The organism is Hyphomicrobium sp., assembly GCF_041674905.1.
Taxonomy (GTDB): Bacteria; Pseudomonadota; Alphaproteobacteria; order Rhizobiales; family Hyphomicrobiaceae; genus Hyphomicrobium_B.
Window position 1 is genome coordinate 1 of sequence record NZ_JBAYUV010000039.1, and the last position, 16,881, is coordinate 16,881.

The window sequence follows — 16,881 nt, forward strand, 5'->3', positions numbered from 1 at the left end:
CCAACCGGACTCATGGCGTGCGCGGCATCTCCGATGCATAGCAACCCTGGCCGCGCCCATTCGTTCAGGCGATCGACGACAACCGTCAACAGCTTGACGTGATCCCAGTCGGCAATCGCCTCGGCGCGAGTGGCATCGAACGGTAGAAGCGCGCCGACTGCTTTGCGAAACGCGTCGAGACCCGCGGCGCGCACCTTCGCATCGTCGCCTTTCGGGATGACGTAAGCGCACTGCCAATAGTCGCCGCGCTGGAGCATGATGAAAATATGCCCGGCATCGAAGCGGCCTTGTGTCTCTTCCGTGTCGGTCGGAAGCCGGGGCAATCGGAACCACATGACGTCCATGGGCGCTCCGAAGCTCTCGCTGATGAGGCCCGAAGCTTTGCGCAGCGTGGACGAGCGCCCGTCGGCGGCAACAACGAGATCGGCTGCGACGGTCAGCGGCCCTTCGGGGGTCGTAACCTTGACGCCCGATACGCGACCGCCATCATCAATGAGATCCGTCGCCTCGGCGTTCATCAGAAGAGAAAACTTCGGATACGCACGACCCTTCTCCGCCAGAAAATCGAGGAAGTCCCATTGCGGCATCAGCGCGATGAACTTCGTTGAGATCGGCAGGTTCGAAAAGTCCGCCAGTTCGATGCGCGTTTCACCGAATTGCCCGGACAGCCGCTTTACTTCCTGGTGCGGCAGCTTCAGGAAATCCTCGAGCCAGCCGAGTTCCTCCATCAGCTGCAAGGTCGAGGGATGAATCGTGTCGCCGCGAAAATCGCGCAGGAAGTCCTTGTGCTTTTCGAGAACGAGGGTATCGACGCCGGCGCGTGCCAGTAGCACGCCGAGCATCATTCCGGCCGGACCGCCTCCGGCAATGCAGCAGGTGACGTGCTTGTCCATGGCGCCAGTCTAGCCTTTCGCGTCAGACCTTCAATCCCGCTTTGCGAAGTTGTCCGAGCACGCGGTCCTTCTTTTCGCTCGCGATCCGTAAACGCAATTCCACGCTGCCGTCCTTGCGCGCTTCGCGCGCCAGCACGTCACATGTCTCGTGCAGCCAATTCAGCAGCGACCCGAGGCTTCCCGGGATGATGATATCGAGAACTTCGTCGGCGACGCTGAGCCGGCCGTCGATCGCGTCGAGCAGCGGCACGATCCCTTCCCCCGTCGCGGCGGACACGAGAACCGGCGGACGCTCGTTGCGCTGGGCTTCGTATTGCAGCTCGGCGCGGCGCTCGTGAGACACGAGGTCGATCTTGTTCCATATTTCGAGGATGTGTCCGTCGACCGGCAGCGTATCGATGCCGAGTTCGTTCAGAACCTTCTCGACGTCGCGCGCCTGCGCTTCCGTTTCCTCATGCGCGATGTCACGCACATGCAGGATGAGATCGGCTTCGACGACCTCTTCGAGCGTGGCGCGGAAAGCCGCGACGAGCATCGTCGGCAAGTCGGAAATGAAGCCGACGGTATCCGAAAGAATGATGCGCCTGGCGCTCGGCAGCTTCACTTCCCGCATCGTCGGATCGAGCGTCGCGAACACTTGATCCATCGCCACGACGCCCGCGCCGGTGATCTTGTTGAACAGCGTCGACTTTCCGGCGTTGGTGTAGCCGACGACGGCGACGATCGGATAAGGGACCTTGCGCCGCCCTTTGCGATGCAGATTGCGCGTGCGAACGACGTCTTTCAGATCGCGCTTGATGGTGTCGATGCGATCCTGAAGCATGCGCCTGTCGAGTTCGATCTGCGCTTCGCCCGGGCCGCCGAGAAATCCGCTGCCGCCGCGCTGGCGTTCCAAGTGTGTCCAGGCGCGGACCAGTCGCCCCTTCTGATAGGAAAGATGCGCAAGCTCGACCTGCAGCACGCCTTCGCGCGTTCGCGCTCGCGCGCCGAAAATTTCAAGAATAAGTCCAGTGCGATCCAGAACCTTCGTGTTCCACGCCGTCTCGAGATTGCGCTGCTGCACCGGCGTCAAAGCATGATCGACGACGACCAGCCCGATATCGAGATCGTGCACGCGTCCGCCGAGTTCATCGACCTTGCCCGATCCGAGCAGCGTCGACGGACGCGGCTCCGACATGGGAACGATAGCCGAATAGATAACGTCGAGGTCGATGGCGTTGGCGAGGCCGACAGCTTCGGATAAGCGATTTTCCGGCGTGTGCGTCTCGCGCACCGCCTTCGCCGCGTCGCTCGAGCGCTGCGGGCGTTTTAGAACTGGGACAAGAACCAGCGTGCGCGTTCTCGGCTGACGCGTATCCTTGCTCGTGCGCCGACGTTTGCGAGGTGAAACCTCCTCGCCGTCCTCATTATCGGAATTTGGTGTCAACCAGTTCCTTCGCCGTCCTGATCGTTGAGGTTGACCGGGCCGCCCGGCATGATGGTCGAAATAGCGTGCTTGTAGACGAGCTGTGAGTGTCCGTCGCGCCGGAGCAGGACGCAAAAATTATCGAACCAGCTTACGATACCCTGCAGCTTGACGCCGTTGATGAGAAAGATCGTCAGCGGAGTTTTGTTTTTTCGAACATAATTAAGAAACGTATCTTGCAAATTCTGAGTTTTTTCAGCCGCCATAATTTTTGTCCGTTTTTTTCGACGTCTTTTGGAAAGCGCCGGTCGCCGTCGGGCTTGAAAAATCGACGAAGCGTCCTAGCGGCTATTTCGACGGGCATCGGGGGGATGACTATCGAAGCGGAGACACTTTACAGGGGTTATTGCCCCGCACAATGCGGCAACATTCGCACTACACCATTGAAATTTCGGCAAGCCGATGAAAGCGCGACCTGAGGCGGCGCGCGATCGGCCCCGGCCGCCCATCCCCTATCTGCCGCCCATCGATACGGACCACGGGCATGACCGTGTTTGTGGCTGACGTCACAAAAGCTTCGCGTGCGCTCAAGGCTTCGGTGAGCGTGAACGCGCGTTCTTCAATTTTCAGCCCTTCAGCCGCCGCGACGTCGTTCACCGTCGCACGCGTGACGCCGGGAAGGATGCGAAAGTCCAATGGGCGGGTCACGAGCGCGCCCTCTTCCGTCACGATCCAAGCGTTGCTCGATGCGCCCTCTGTGATTGCGCCGGAGCCATCGACGAACCAAGCCTCATGGGCGCCGACGCTATGGGCCGCATCTTTCGCAAGCACGGCCGGCAGGAGCATCACCGTTTTGATGTCCGAACGCCCCCAGCGATTGTCGGGCATCGTCTTGACGTCGATACCCCGCTCCGCGAGTTCATCCGCCCATCCTGATCGCTGCGCGCGCGCGAGGACGACCAGCGTCGGGAAAATTTCTGGACCGGGAAAAGAGAAATTTCTCGGACCCGCGCCCCGCGTCACCTGGATGTAGACGAGACCGTTGCGAGTACGGTTTCGGCGAATGACTTCGCCAACGATGTTCAACAACGCGCGGCCGGACATGGGCGTCGGGATCGACAGCTCGCCGAGCGACCGCGCCAGCCGCGCCAGATGCCGGGTTGCATCAACCAAATGGCCGCCGCGAACCTCTACGACTTCATAGACCGCATCGGCAAATTGAAAGCCGCGATCCTCGGCATGGATCGCAGCTTCGGCGTAGCGCTTGTAAGCGCCGTTGACGTAGACGATGCGCGTCACGCGGGCCGCCCCTTAAGAAACGGACCGCAGATCGCCGGCCCGCTGCTCGGACGAGACGCCCAGCGCGCGAAGTTTTCGGTGCAGCGCCGAGCGTTCCATGCCGACGAACTCGGCCGTGCGCGAGATGTTGCCGCCGAAGCGATTGATCTGCGCCAGCAGGTATTCCCGTTCGAAGATTTCGCGGGCCTCGCGCAGCGGCAGCGACATCAGATGCTCGGCGCCGCCGTTGACGGGCAGCGGCACGTTCGAGCCGATTTCGTCGGGAAGCATGTCCGCCGTGATGGCGGCGCTCGCATCTCCGCCCGCCAGGATCAGGAGACGCTCGACGTTGTTGCGCAGCTCGCGCACGTTGCCCGGCCAGTCGTGCGCCTGCAGCACGGCGGTGGCATCCTCTCCGATCCGTCGTGGCGCCAGACCGGATGTTTGCGCGACCTGTACGATGAAATACTGGATGAGATCGGGAATGTCCTCGCGCCGCTCAGCAAGGCTCGGCACGCGCAGCGTCACGACGTTGAGGCGATGATAGAGATCCTCGCGGAAACGGCCTTCGCGAATGTCGTGATCGAGATCGCGCGACGTCGATGAGATGATGCGGACATCGACCGACACCTTCTGGCTTCCGCCGAGACGCAGGAATTTCTGCTCGACGAGGACGCGCAGGATCTTGCCTTGCGTTTCCATCGGCATGTCGGCGACTTCATCGATATAAAGCGTGCCGGTGTGCGCTTCTTCGAGCGCGCCGACTTTGCGCGGGCCTCCGGTGCGATCCTCGGTGCCGAATAATTCTTCTTCGACCCGGTCGGGAACCATCGCCGCGGCATTGAGCACGACGAACGGACCGTCGGCGCGCAGCGACTTCTGATGCAGGACGCGCGCCGCAAGCTCCTTGCCCGAGCCCGAAGCACCACGCAGCATGATGCGGCTGTTGGTCGGCCCGGCCTTGTCGATGTTGTTTTTCAGCTGATTGATCGCAGGCGATTTCCCGATCATGTCGGCGGAGACGACCGAGCGCTCCTTGAGCTCGCGCACCTCGCGCTTCAACTGCGAAGCTTCGAGCGCGCGCAGCGTGACGAGCACGAGGCGATCGGCCTTGAACGGCTTTTCGATGTAATCGTAGGCACCGCGCTTGATGGCGGTGACGGCCGTCTCGATGTTGCCGTGGCCCGAAATGATGACGACCGGCAGATCGGGATACGTCCGCTTCATGATCGTCAGCACCTCGAGGCCGTCGAGGCGGCTGCCCTGCAGCCAGATGTCGAGAATGACAAGGTGCGGTTTGCGATCTTCGATTGCGCGCAGCGCTTCATCGCTATCGCGTGCGAGGCGCGTCCGGTGACCCTCGTCTTGCAGGATACCGGCAATCAGATCCCGAATATCGGCTTCATCATCAACGATCAAAATATCAGCGGACATTACAGCGCTCCTGGGGATTGGGCTTTTGTATCATGCTCCACTCGCGGGACGCGAGGCATTATGACGTTGTTCAGTGGAAAGGTCGTTCGCGTTTTCAAGTTTGGTGGGCAATGTCATGCGGATAAGCGCGCCCCGCGTTCTGCTTTCCGTGTGGGGCGCATCTTCGAGAGTGAGCGTGCCGCCGTGCTGCTCGACGACCTTCTGCACGATCGCGAGGCCGAGGCCCGTGCCTTTGGCGCGCGTCGTGACGTAAGGCTCGAGAAGCTTGGCGCGGTTCTGCTTCGGCAAGCCAATTCCATTGTCGATGACCTCGATCGCGACGCGATCGGCGGCCGGTAGCACCCTGACCTCGATCTCGCCTTTGTAACCGGCCGGACGGCCTTGTGGCTCGCCATAGGATTCAATCGCTTCGGCGGCGTTCTTGATCAGATTGGTGACGGCTTGCGACACGAGCCGCAAATCGAAGCGCGCGCGTACCGCGCTATCAGGAATTGAGAGCTTGAAATCGACATCCTTATGGCCTTCGCGAAACAGGATTGCAGGCTCCTGCACGGCGAGCCGCACATCCTGATCCGCCATCACCGGTTGCGGCATGCGCGCGAAGGAGGCGAACTCATCGACCATGCTCTTGATGTGGTCGGTCTGGCGCTCGATCGTCTGCGTCAGCGTTTCGAACAGCTCGCGATCTTCCGAGATCTGCTTGCCGAACTTGCGGCGCAGGCGTTCGGCTGAAAGTTGTATTGGCGTTAGCGGGTTTTTGATTTCGTGGGCGATGCGCCGCGCAACATCCGCCCATGCGCTGGTCCGTTGCGCCTGGACGAGTTCGGAAATGTCGTCGAACGTCACGACCGAACCGACGTCGCCCTCACCCTCGCGCTCGTGCGTGATCGTGACGGCGAACGTCCGCTCATCATCGCCAATCTGCTTTTTGATTTCGCCAAGACCCTTACTCTTGAATCCCGGTTCCTCAGCGGATCTGAGCACGGGGGCGAATTCAGGAACGATATCCGAGAGCGCTTTTCCGACCGCGTCCCCTCCGGCAAGACCGAGGAGGCGTTCCGCCGAGCGGCTGAGCAACGTGATGTGGCCGGCGCTGTCGAGACCGATGACGCCGGCCGAAACGCCGGACAGCACCGCTTCGATGAAATTGCGCCGTTCGGTGAGTTGCGTGTTCGTCTGATGCAGCGCGTCCTGCTGCTGTTTCAGCCCACGCGTCATCAGGTTGAAAGTCTGCGACAGGCGCCGCAAATCGCCTTCGCCGCGTTTTTCCGGCAGCGCGATTTCGAGATTGCCTTTTGAAACTTCCTGCGCGCCCGCGATCAGCCTCCGGATCGGCGCCACGAAGCGCCCGGCAAACCACATGCCGACCCAGATCGCAGCCAGCAGCGACGTCACCGAGATCATGAAATAAATGAGGCCGTGCGCGACCTTGAGGCCGCCCTTCGCTTTCCTCAGTCGCGTGTATTCGTAGACATTCTGCTCTGTTCGCTGAAGGTGATTGATCACTTTCGGACTGACGCCGCGCGCCACATAGAGATAGCGGCCAGGCATGCTGTCGATCTTCGCGATCGCCGAGATGCGATAATCGTTCGAGGGCCTCGACAACGCGACCTGGCCGGCTTCGGCTTGCTTGATGTCCGCCAGTGGCGGCACGACGTACGGCAATTTCGGATCGTCGAGCGCGAGCACGATCGGGTTGCCGTCGCCGTCGACCACATAGGCCGACGTCAGATCGCGCAGACCCGCCTGCCCGATGAGGAACTTCTGGAACCCGTCCGGATCGACGCTGAGCGTCGCGGCCTCGCCGTTGATGTCGCGGACCATGTTGACGATGTCGGTGCGGATGATCTGGTTGTGCTCGTCGACGTAGGCTTTGGCGACGTCGTAGGAATTTTCGACGATCGCGCTGGTGCGCCCGGAAAACCATCCGTCGAGCGAGCGTGAAAATGTCGTCGTCGCGGCAATGGCGAGCAACACGGCAGGCAGCGCCGCGATGAGACTGAAAAGAATGACGATGCGCGTATGAAGCCGCGCGCCTGGGATCTTGTCGATCCACGCACGCCTGAGCCCGAACGCCTGCCAGCCGACGATTGTAAGCATCGTCAGGATCAGCAGCCCGTTCACGGCGAGCGCCGCCCAGACGTATTCGTTGCGTGGCGTGATCGCGGTGAGCCCCGTCAGGATCATGTAGCTCGCGAGCGCCGACAGCATCGACAGCAACACGACTCCGAGGCCGAACCAGAAGGCCCGCTCGGAGGGATTGAGCGCCGTTGCGCGTTCTTCCGCCAGCGCCGCTGACAGCCAGGATCGATCGGCGGACACGGGGTCCGCGTCGCTGTTGCTGCCGTTCATCAGTTTGTCACTCGACCCCGCCATCGAACCTGACACCGCTTTCCCTGCGATTGACCCCGGTCAACGGCAATGGATGCCGCCGACTACATCTTGCAGACCGACAACGTGTTTGGCCTGCGATCCGGTGCAGCCCATCCGCTACACTCAGCCGACCCAACAGCCTAACTGTGACATTTTCGCGACATTGCTGGTGCAGTTCAAGCGCTGAGCGCGAGTCTGCGGCGTTTCACACGCGATTCGTGGGGAAAAGCTGAAATGACCCCAAGCGGTTAGGTCAGCCTTCAACCGTGCGAAATACGCGAATGTTGAGGTCTCGAATGCGGGCTCGCAATGTGTTCCGGTTGAGCCCCAGAAGCTCGGCGGCCCGGATCTGGTTGCCGCGTGTTGCGGCGAGTGCCGCGCTGAGCAACGGCTTTTCGACCTCGCGAATGACCCGGTCGTAAAGTCCTGGCGGCGGCAGCTCGTTGCCGAAGGAGGAAAAGTATCGCGACAGATATCGTTCCACCGACTCGCTGAGGTCGCCATTGTCCGCGCCGCCTCCAAGCGGTGGCGAGATGGCTGAGCCCGCGAGTTCTTGCTCCACGATCTGCGTCGTCAGCGTGTCCTGCGGATGCAGCGCGACGAGTCGTCTTACGACATTCTCGAGTTCACGCACGTTGCCGGGCCAGGGATGCGATTTCAGCCGTTCGATGGCCGCGCTCTCGATCGATTTTTGTCCGAGCCCTTCCCGCGTTGCCTGGCGGAGAAAATGCCGGACGAGATCGCCCACGTCTTCGAGGCGCTCGCGGAGCGGCGGCAGCCGGATCGGCACGACGTTTAGCCGGTAGAACAGATCTTCGCGGAACAGGCCTTGATGAATTTGCGATTTGAGATCGCGGTGAGTGGCGGCGATGATGCGCACGTTCGTCTTGATCGGTGTCCGCCCGCCGACGGTCGTGTATTCGCCTTGCTGCAAAACGCGCAGCAGACGCGTCTGGGCTTCGAGCGGCATGTCGCCGATCTCATCGAGGAACAGCGTGCCGCCTTCGGCCTGTTCGAAGCGGCCGGGCGTCCGCGTCTGCGCGCCGGTGAACGCGCCCTTCTCGTGCCCGAAGAGTTCGCTCTCGATCAGCTCGCGCGGAATCGCCGCCATGTTGATGGCGACGAACGGCCCGTGCCGGCGCTTGCCATAGTCATGCAGAACGCGCGCGACGAGTTCCTTGCCCGTCCCGCTTTCGCCGTTGATCATGACGGTCAGATCGCTCTGCGTCAGGCGTGCGAGAACGCGATAGATGTCCTGCATCGGCAGCGAACGGCCGATCAGCGGCAGCTCGTCGGACTCGCGCTCGCTGGTCGTCGTCTGGCGTTTGCGGCTGGGTTCGGCGAGCGCACGCGAGACGACCGCCACCACTTCGTTCAGGTCGAAAGGTTTCGGCAGATATTCGAATGCGCCCTTCTCCGTCGCGGTTAGCGCCGTCATCAGCGTGTTCTGCGCGCTCATGACGATGATCGGCAGATCCGGCCGAAGCTTCTTGATGCGCGGAATGAGATCGAAAGCGTTCTCGTCCGGCATCACGACGTCGGTGAGGACGACATCACCTTCGCCCTGACTGACCCAGCGCCACAGCGTTGCGGCATTTCCGGTGGCGCGCGGCGAGAAGCCCGCACGCGCTAAAGCCTGATTGAGCACCGTGCGAATGGCGGTGTCATCATCGGCGATGAGAACAGTGCCTCTGGCCATCAACCCTCTCTCGACGTTTGGAGCGTGCCGGTTCGCGATCGCTGCATCGGCAGCAGAACGCGGAAGATGGTGCGTCTGGGTTCGCTGTCGCATTCGATGATGCCGCCGTGGTCGGCGATGATCTTGGCGACAAGGGCAAGGCCGAGCCCGCTGCCTGACGTTTTCGTCGTCACGAACGGGTCGAAAAGATGCGGCCGCAAATGCTCCACGATGCCGCTGCCGTTGTCCTCGATCTGAATCATCAGCGGCAGGCTGACCCGCGTGTCGGTGCCCGGCAGCGACAGCCGCACGCCCGGCCGGAATGCGGTCTGCAGAATGATGCGCCCGGTTTCCTGATTTTTACCGATCGCTTCGGCGGCGTTCTTGAGAAGATTCAGAAAAACCTGAACGAGCTTGTCGCGATTGCCAAGCACGGACGGCAGCGACGGATCGTAATCTTCGACGTAGCGGACACCGCTTCCGAATCCGTGCTCGGCGATGCGGCGTACGTGATTGAGGACGTCGTGAATGTTGACCGCTTCTTTCGCTAAGGGCCGCTCGTCACCGAAAACTTCCATGCGATCGACGAGCGTGCAGATGCGGTCGGTTTCGGAACAAATGAGTTGCGTCAGCGCGCGGTCTTCGTCCGAGAGCCCCGGCTCCAGGAGCTGCGCCGCCCCGCGAATTCCGGAAAGCGGATTCTTGATCTCATGCGCGAGCACGCCCGCCATGCCGGAGACCGAGCGCGCCGCGGCGCGATGCGTCAATTGCCGTTCGATCATCTGCGCCATCGAACGCTGCTGCAGCATCAGAAACATGTTGCGCGGCTCTTCCGGCAGCGGTCCGCCGTAAATATCGACCAGCTTGGAGCCCGAGAACCGCGGCGTCGCAATCTCGATCCCGTACTCGTTGATCGTGGCGCCCGTCGCCTGCACCTGCTCGACCAGCGCCATCAGCGGACAGCCGAACGCCACAATGTCGGAAAGGCGGCTCCGCAGCAGCAGCGGCGCGCTCATCGAAAAGAATGCTTCGGCCGCCGCGTTGGCAAAGACGATGGTGCCCTCCTCGCCGACGACGAGAATAGGATGCGGCAACGCGCTGAGCAGGCTCTCGCGGTCGACCGTCGGCGGTGGCGGCGGAAGCGCTTCGACATTTGATTTGCGCACGATCGCTTTGTTGCTCATGCCGCCAGAGGCTCCGCGCCCGAATAGAACGCTGAAAGACCGTCGAGGACGTGCTGCGGATCGAGCGCCGTGCAGAGCCGCGCCCGCCAGGCCTTGACAGTTGCCGTCTCCGCGCCGCTCGACAGCAGGTACCAGCCGATATGCTTGCGCGCGTTCTTGAGGCCAAGCTGACGGCCATAGTGCGTGAGCATCGCATCGACGTGCTCGAGGGCGATGTCGCGCTGCGTGGAAAGGCTCGGATCGCCGGGATCGCTGCCGGTCGAAAACGCCGTTGCGATGCGACCCGGCATCCAGGGCGCGCCATACGCGCCGCGCCCGACCATGACGCCATGCGCCCCGGATACGTCGAGCGCCTTGCGCGCATCCGCAGGGCAGTTGATGTCGCCGTTGACGAGGACCGGCAGCGAGGTTGCCTCGACCACCGACCTGACGCCCTGCCAGTCGGCGGCGCCCGTAAAAAATTGACAACGGGTTCGCCCGTGCACCGTGATCAGCTTAACGCCCTCGGCTTCCGCCCGGCGAGCGAGTTCCGCCGCATTGCGCGATGCCTCGTCCCAGCCGAGACGCATCTTGAGCGTCACCGGAATAGAGACGGCCCGCACCACAGCCCGGACCAACCCCTGGGCGTGGTCGAGATTGCGCATCAGCGCCGAGCCCGAAAGCTTTCCGGTCACTTCCTTGGCCGGACATCCCATATTGATGTCGATGACGTCGGCGCCCTTGGCCTCAGCGATCCGCGCGCCATCGGCCATCCAGCGTTCTTCGCGCCCAGCAAGTTGCATCACAAACGGAGTCAGGTCTCGGCCTTCGGCGCGCCGCAGCACGTCGGCCCGCGACTTGACCAGCTCTTCACTGGCAATCATCTCGGATACGACGAACGTCGCGCCCAGGCGATGCGCCAAGCGGCGGAAGGGCAAGTCGCTAACCCCCGACATGGGCGCGAGAGCCACCGTTGGGGCGCCGCTAGCGAAGGTTTTCAGCATAGGAACCGCACGGTCATGCAACGTATTGCCTATATTTTAATCAGTGTTCATAAATGCCGTTAGTTTGGGCAGACTAGGATGCGCCTTTTAAATACGCAAGTCCCACCGGCGCATGACGGACCCGAAAACGTAAGGACCGTTGCGGTTTGCGCCAACTCGGGGCACTGAGCTTCGTTCGGGGTTCAGGCGGCATCGCGGGTTTGCCGGGGTCCGTTTCGGGTGGAGATTTGATGTGCGCATCGCCGTTTTGATCGTCGCGGCTGGACGGGGGACTCGCGCGGCGGCTTCCGGAGCTGGGCCGAAGCAATACGCGCGGATCGGCGGCCGGCCGGTTCTAGCACACACCATCGCGGCGTTCGCCGGTCACCCCGAAATCGACGAGGTCAAGGTCGTCATTCACCAGGACGACGGCGACTTGTATGCGGCGGCTTCCGGCAATGCGGATAAACTTTCGCCCGCAGCCACGGGCGGAGCCACGCGCCAAGCGTCGGTGCACAACGGCCTCGAAGCGCTTGCCATGTCTGCCCCTGACCTCGTGCTCATTCACGACGCCGCGCGTCCGTTCGTTTCGGCGGCGACGATTTCGAACGTCATCAAGACGCTGAAGACAGAGCGCGCCGCGCTTGCGGCCTTGCCCGTGACCGACACGTTGAAGCGCGCGTCGGGCCGAGGCCTCGTGCAGGACACCATTTCTCGCGCTGGCCTGTGGCGCGCGCAGACGCCGCAAGGCTTTCACTTCGCTCCGATCCTCGAAGCGCACCGCAAGGCGGCGGAACAAGGTCTCGACAAATTCACCGACGACGCTGCCATTGCCGAATGGGCTGGCATCGACGTAGCAATCGTCGAGGATGAGAGCGGCAACATCAAACTGACGACCATAGAGGATTTGCAATTGGCCGACCGGCAGATGACGTCACAAAATGCATTGGAACCGCGCACTGGCACGGGCTTCGACGTTCACCGCTTTACGGAGGGCGATCATGTCTGGCTCGGCGGCGTGAAAATTCCGCATACGCACAAGCTCGAAGGCCATTCCGATGCCGACGTCATTCTGCACGCACTGACCGACGCATTGCTCGGCGCCATCGGTGACGGCGACATCGGCCAACACTTCCCGCCGTCAGACCCGAAATGGAAAGGCGCCGCCTCGCGCCTCTTTCTCGAAGACGCCGCGCGGCGCGTGAAGGATCGCGGCGGGCGCATCGTCAACGTCGACATCACCGTTCTCGCCGAAGCGCCGCGCGTTGGCCCGCACCGCCCCGCCATGCAGGCGCTGATCGGAGACGTGCTCGGCCTGACCACGGACCGCGTCGGCATCAAGGCGACGACGACCGAAGGTATGGGCTTCACCGGCCGCCGCGAAGGCATCGCCGCGATGGCGTCCGCAAGCGTGCTGCTGCCAGGCGGTCCGGACGCATGAGCGACGACGACGACGACGATTTCCCCGATATCGCCGACAACCGGCCTTTGCAGCTCACCGTTCGCAATGTCGCGGTGCTCAACCTTTCCTATTTCGGGATCGAGTTCGCCGTTGCACTCGCCATCGGATCGGTCGCGCTGTTCGCCGACAGCGTCGACTTTCTCGAAGACAGCGCCGTCAACCTGTTGATCCTGGCAGGGCTCGGCTTCTCGGCGGCGCGGCGCGCGAAACTCGGAATGGTTCTCGCCGCGATCATTCTTCTTCCAGCGCTCGCGACGTTCTGGACGGCGTGGCAGAATTTTTCGAGCGGCGCCGTGCCCGAGCCGGTTGCGTTGACCGTGACCGGGCTCGGAGCGCTCGCCGTCAATTTCATATGCGCGCGCATGCTGGCGCCGTATCGCACGGCCGGCGGAAGCCTCACTCGGGCCGCGTTCCTCTCGGCGCGCAATGACGTCATCGCCAACATTGCGATCATCATCGCCGGGCTGCTGACGGCGGCGACCGCATCAAAATGGCCCGACATGATCGTGGGACTTGGCATCGCGGCGATCAACGCCGGCGCTGCGCATGAGGTCTACGAAGCCGCCCGCGCCGAGCACCAGGCAGCCAAACCTTGAGCCAGCTGCCTTAGCCTTAGGTTGCATGTCGCATGAAACTCAATCACGATATCGTCGATGCGCATTTGCAACGGCTTTGAGCGTTGACCCGGCTACCAGAATCGCGGCATCAAAGGGACATGTGGTTGTATTGCCACGAGCCACACGAAAGCGCTCACACACGGGAGCCGATATGAACGTCATGCCCCACACTCTTGACCGTCCACCCGCCGATGCCGCGATTAGCACCATCGCCGAGATGACCGCCGAGATGTGCCTCGCCACCCGTGTGCGTCAGCTTTCGCGCATCGTCACGCGCGTCTACGATGATGCCTTGCGCCCACTCGGCATCACCGCGAGCCAATACACTTTGCTCGCGCAGTTGGCCTCACGTGACGGAATCACTGCCGTCGAGATCGGACATGATCTCGACATCGAGAAGTCGACACTGTCGCGCAATCTCAAGCGTCTTCTGGCGCTTGGCCATATCATTATGGATCCGCCCGCCGGACGGCGTGGCCGCGGTCTGCACCTTGCGCCCAAAGGTCAGGCCGTTTTGAAGGATGCATACCCGATATGGCAGGACGCGCAGAAGCGGACGGTCGGGGCTATGGGCTCCGACAGTCGCATCGTCCTCGATAGCCTGCTTTCGCATGCCGAGGTTTTAGCCGCGGCCTGATCAGCTAGGCCGTTTGCACATTCTCCTCTCTCTGGATAGCCTTGCCGGAGAGTGCTTCGCCCGAAGCACTCTCCGGTTTCGTTTTGGGTTGGCCCAATCCTGCTGATCGAGAGGCGTGCGTGTTTCCATCCGATATCGAGACTGCCGCCGGGCGGGTCGTCGCTAAGCTGCGCACCGCAGGTTTCAAGGTCGCCACGGCGGAAAGCTGCACGGGCGGGCTCATCGCTGGTGCGATCACATCGGTCGCCGGATCGTCCGACGTATTCGATCAGGGGTTCGTGACGTACGCTGATACCGCCAAAACCGCGATGATCGGTGTCGACGCCGGGTTGATTGAGGCCAAGGGTGCCGTCAGCGCCGAGGTCGGCCGCGCGATGGCCGAGGGAGCCCTGAAAACAGCCGCTGCCGACGTCGCCGTTGCGGTCACCGGCATTGCCGGACCGGGGGGCGCCATGCCGGGAAAGCCGGTTGGTCTGGTTTTTATCGCACTTGCGTCTCGAAAGTCGCCAACCCATGTGCAGCGCTTCGAATTCAGCGATATAGGTCGCGAGGGCGTTCGCCTGGCGACCGTCCGCGAAGCCTTGAAGCTTCTCGAAAGGGCAGGCGAATGATGCACGCGCGCGGACGAGCGTTGACCGCGAGCATACGTGGCCTTGCCGCGCTCGCTGCCACGGCTCTGTGGACCTGCTCCGGCTTCGCCGCCGAGCTGACGGCGCGTGACGTCTCGGTTATTCTCTTCAAGGCGGCGCCTGGAAGCCGTCCAGCCCTCAATGGCAAAAATCTGCAAGGGCTCGATCTCGCAGGCCTCAATTTCAAGAGCGCAGACCTCAGCAAATCGGATCTCTTCGGATCCGATCTTTCAGGGGCGGATCTTTCACAGACAAACCTTTCCGGCGCAAATCTCGACCGCGTCACGCTGATCGGAGCCCGTCTCGACGGCGCAAATCTCGACCATGCGAGCTTGATGCGCCCGTCGACCACGACGACGCTGACGCCAAATCCAGGCGAAGCGATCAGTTTCAAATCTGCATCCCTGAAGGGCACGAAATTTTTCGGTGTCTTTGCCGGATCGAATTTCGCGGGTGCTGATCTCACCGACTCCGTTTGCGCTCCCATCAACAAGACGGGCTTTATCGAATACATCTGGCGAACGGATTTTTCAGGCGCAAATCTCTCCGGCGCGCAGCTGACGCGAGCCGACATGACGCAATCGCGCTTCAGCTTCGCGGTGCTGAAGGACGCTGCTATGCATGACACCGTTCTGCGAGAAGCCGATCTCTCGGGCGCAGTCCTTGCGGGTGCGGATCTCTCAGGCGCGGACCTGACGGGCGCTGATCTCAGTGGCGCCGACGTCACCGGCGCCAACCTCGACGGTGCAAAGCTGCACGATGCCAAAGGCCTCGAGACGTTGAAAGGGCTGGCGCTGGCGCGAAACTTCGAAAAGACTGTTCGCTAGAGCGTTGGCCATCGAGCGTTCGTATCCGACGCACTTCGCTGATCCAGGTATCGGCAGCACGCATGGATGGCGCCTGCGCGGCCATGACGAGGACGGAGCGCAGGAAACCGATCATTTTAGCCATCGCATGATAGATGCACGAAGATGCGAGAGAACGCTGCAATCGTAGGCGCCGTTGTCGGCAAGCAAATTTGGCTAGCTTCCTCGTCGCGGCCATGACTTGAAGACCTTTGAATAATTCAGCGCTGATAGCAGTGATGCTCTCTGCACTTTTAATTTCGTCATGGCCGCGCAGTCGGCCATCCACGGCCACCCTCGGTCTGTCGCTGCTTCCGATTGCTGAGCCACGGCCGTTCGGCGCACTGAGCCCGATCCTCAGACGCGCGTCGACTTACCGTAGACATGCCCGGCACGTTCCTCGAACGCCTGCGCGAAGCGCCGAAACGCTTGATCGAACATCGCGCCCATGAGCGCGCCCATCAGCATCGACTTGAACTCGTAGTCGATGAAGAAATCTATTGTCGATCCCGTCCCCACGTCGTCGTCCCTGAACGTCCAGTGATTGATCAACCGCTTGAACGGTCCGTTGAGATAGCTGACGTCGATCTTCAAATCGTTCGGCTTCGTCAGCACACGCGTCGTGAAACTTTCGCTGATCGCCTTGTAGCCGATGTTCATGCGCGCCGTGAGTTCCTCGCCTTCACCGACCGGCCGCCGCGATAGGACGGAAAGACCGGTGCATAGCGGCAGGAATTCAGGGTAGCGCTCGACGTCGGCGACGAGCGCGAACATCTGGCTGGCCGTAAAGGCGATGTGTCGTGTGGTCTTGAATGATGGCATGGCTGCAATTTCGGCGACAACATGGGCCGCCTGATCTGGCGCAACAGCCCAATCCCGTGCCCGTCACGGGATCAGTTTTGCCTTAATGCACAACGCGACCGGCGTGCATGAGACCGAGCGGCGCAACGAAGCATCAGCGTCAGGCAAGAATCCGCGCCAGCAGCACGACGATGATGGCGCCGATTGCAGCCGTTACGATCTGCGAAAAAAAAGCGTTGCCGATGCCGAGATTGACGCCCAGCGCCTTGAATAGATAGGCGCCGACGAACGCGCCGATGACGCCGGTCACCAGGTAACGGATCAGGCCATGACCACCGACAACGAACGACGCGAGAAATCCTGCAAGAATGCCGATCACCGCGAACACGAGCAGATCGCGCGTTTGTTCATTCATGGTCAGACTCCTGAAGGCACGCTTTGAAACTCAGGTTCCGAAAGTGTCGCGATCTCACGCTTGGCGCGGAAAGACGCGATCGACACCGGCCGCCCCTCAAGGGCGGCCTTAAACGTGGCAGCGGGCGCCAAGATACTGATTGAGCAGCTGATTGTACCTGTCAACGTCGGCGCGTTGTCCAGCTGACAGGCTGCCACCGCTGCTCGCCCGCTCGACTTGCGCGGGCACGCCCTTGGAGTCCAGACGATTGAGCTGCCCTCGGATCGAA

General features: G+C 61.9%; 16 protein-coding genes. 5 read left to right on the forward strand and 11 right to left on the reverse strand.

From position 1 onward, the window contains the following. The 9 genes from WC026_RS14125 to dusB form a co-directional block, all read right to left on the reverse strand. The coding region (locus tag WC026_RS14125) for an FAD-dependent oxidoreductase (RefSeq protein ID WP_372711649.1) at window positions 1-893 on the reverse strand (893 nt) is incomplete at its 3' end. Window positions 894-915: 22 nt separating this feature from the next. Further along, window positions 916-2,223, reverse strand: a complete 1,308-nt coding sequence (hflX, locus tag WC026_RS14130; protein ID WP_372711683.1) for a GTPase HflX — start codon at window positions 2,221-2,223, stop codon at window positions 916-918. 92 nt (window positions 2,224-2,315) lie between these two features. After that, a complete protein-coding gene (hfq, locus tag WC026_RS14135; RefSeq protein WP_013215655.1) occupies window positions 2,316-2,564 on the reverse strand; it encodes an RNA chaperone Hfq in 249 nt (82 codons plus the stop codon). Between the two features lie 169 nt (window positions 2,565-2,733). Continuing rightward, complete coding sequence (locus tag WC026_RS14140) at window positions 2,734-3,597, reverse strand: D-amino-acid transaminase (RefSeq protein ID WP_372711650.1); 864 nt, start codon at window positions 3,595-3,597, stop codon at window positions 2,734-2,736. A gap of 12 nt (window positions 3,598-3,609) precedes the next feature. Next, window positions 3,610-5,010, reverse strand: a complete 1,401-nt coding sequence (locus tag WC026_RS14145) for a sigma-54-dependent transcriptional regulator (protein WP_372711651.1) — start codon at window positions 5,008-5,010, stop codon at window positions 3,610-3,612. 30 nt (window positions 5,011-5,040) lie between these two features. Beyond that, a complete protein-coding gene (locus WC026_RS14150; RefSeq protein WP_372711652.1) occupies window positions 5,041-7,362 on the reverse strand; it encodes an ATP-binding protein in 2,322 nt (773 codons plus the stop codon). 274 nt (window positions 7,363-7,636) lie between these two features. Further along, window positions 7,637-9,082, reverse strand: a complete 1,446-nt coding sequence (gene ntrC, locus WC026_RS14155; protein WP_372711653.1) for a nitrogen regulation protein NR(I) — start codon at window positions 9,080-9,082, stop codon at window positions 7,637-7,639. Next, on the reverse strand, window positions 9,082-10,245 hold the full coding sequence (locus WC026_RS14160) for a nitrogen regulation protein NR(II) (protein ID WP_372711654.1): 1,164 nt from the start codon (window positions 10,243-10,245) through the stop codon (window positions 9,082-9,084). The genes ntrC and WC026_RS14160 overlap by 1 nt, the downstream gene beginning before the upstream one ends. Next, the gene (dusB, locus tag WC026_RS14165) at window positions 10,242-11,228 is read right to left on the reverse strand and encodes a tRNA dihydrouridine synthase DusB (protein ID WP_372711655.1); all 987 of its coding nucleotides are present in this window, start codon (window positions 11,226-11,228) and stop codon (window positions 10,242-10,244) included. The genes WC026_RS14160 and dusB overlap by 4 nt, the downstream gene beginning before the upstream one ends. Window positions 11,229-11,460: 232 nt before the next feature. Between dusB and WC026_RS14170 the strand changes: the two genes are divergently transcribed. The 5 genes from WC026_RS14170 to WC026_RS14190 all read left to right on the forward strand — a co-directional run bounded on the left by WC026_RS14170 (window position 11,461) and on the right by WC026_RS14190 (window position 15,379). Beyond that, a complete protein-coding gene (locus WC026_RS14170; RefSeq protein WP_372711656.1) occupies window positions 11,461-12,648 on the forward strand; it encodes a bifunctional 2-C-methyl-D-erythritol 4-phosphate cytidylyltransferase/2-C-methyl-D-erythritol 2,4-cyclodiphosphate synthase in 1,188 nt (395 codons plus the stop codon). Further along, complete coding sequence (locus WC026_RS14175; RefSeq protein ID WP_372711657.1) at window positions 12,645-13,265, forward strand: cation transporter; 621 nt, start codon at window positions 12,645-12,647, stop codon at window positions 13,263-13,265. Before WC026_RS14170 ends, WC026_RS14175 begins: the two co-directional genes overlap by 4 nt. Window positions 13,266-13,446: 181 nt before the next feature. Beyond that, window positions 13,447-13,923 (forward strand): MarR family winged helix-turn-helix transcriptional regulator, encoded by a 477-nt coding sequence (locus tag WC026_RS14180; protein ID WP_372711658.1) that lies wholly within the window; start codon window positions 13,447-13,449, stop codon window positions 13,921-13,923. A gap of 119 nt (window positions 13,924-14,042) precedes the next feature. Next, complete coding sequence (locus WC026_RS14185) at window positions 14,043-14,534, forward strand: CinA family protein (protein ID WP_372711659.1); 492 nt, start codon at window positions 14,043-14,045, stop codon at window positions 14,532-14,534. Further along, the gene (locus WC026_RS14190; protein WP_372711660.1) at window positions 14,531-15,379 is read left to right on the forward strand and encodes a pentapeptide repeat-containing protein; all 849 of its coding nucleotides are present in this window, start codon (window positions 14,531-14,533) and stop codon (window positions 15,377-15,379) included. The genes WC026_RS14185 and WC026_RS14190 overlap by 4 nt, the downstream gene beginning before the upstream one ends. 375 nt (window positions 15,380-15,754) lie before the next feature. Here WC026_RS14190 and WC026_RS14195 read toward each other — a convergent pair whose 3' ends face one another. Together WC026_RS14195 and WC026_RS14200 are read right to left on the reverse strand one after the other, a co-directional pair. After that, window positions 15,755-16,219, reverse strand: coding sequence for a type II toxin-antitoxin system RatA family toxin (locus tag WC026_RS14195; RefSeq protein WP_372711661.1), 465 nt, complete (start codon window positions 16,217-16,219; stop codon window positions 15,755-15,757). Window positions 16,220-16,358: 139 nt separating this feature from the next. After that, window positions 16,359-16,613: a GlsB/YeaQ/YmgE family stress response membrane protein gene (locus tag WC026_RS14200; RefSeq protein ID WP_372711662.1), complete on the reverse strand. Its 255-nt coding sequence runs from the start codon at window positions 16,611-16,613 to the stop codon at window positions 16,359-16,361. Window positions 16,614-16,881 lie beyond the last annotated feature (268 nt).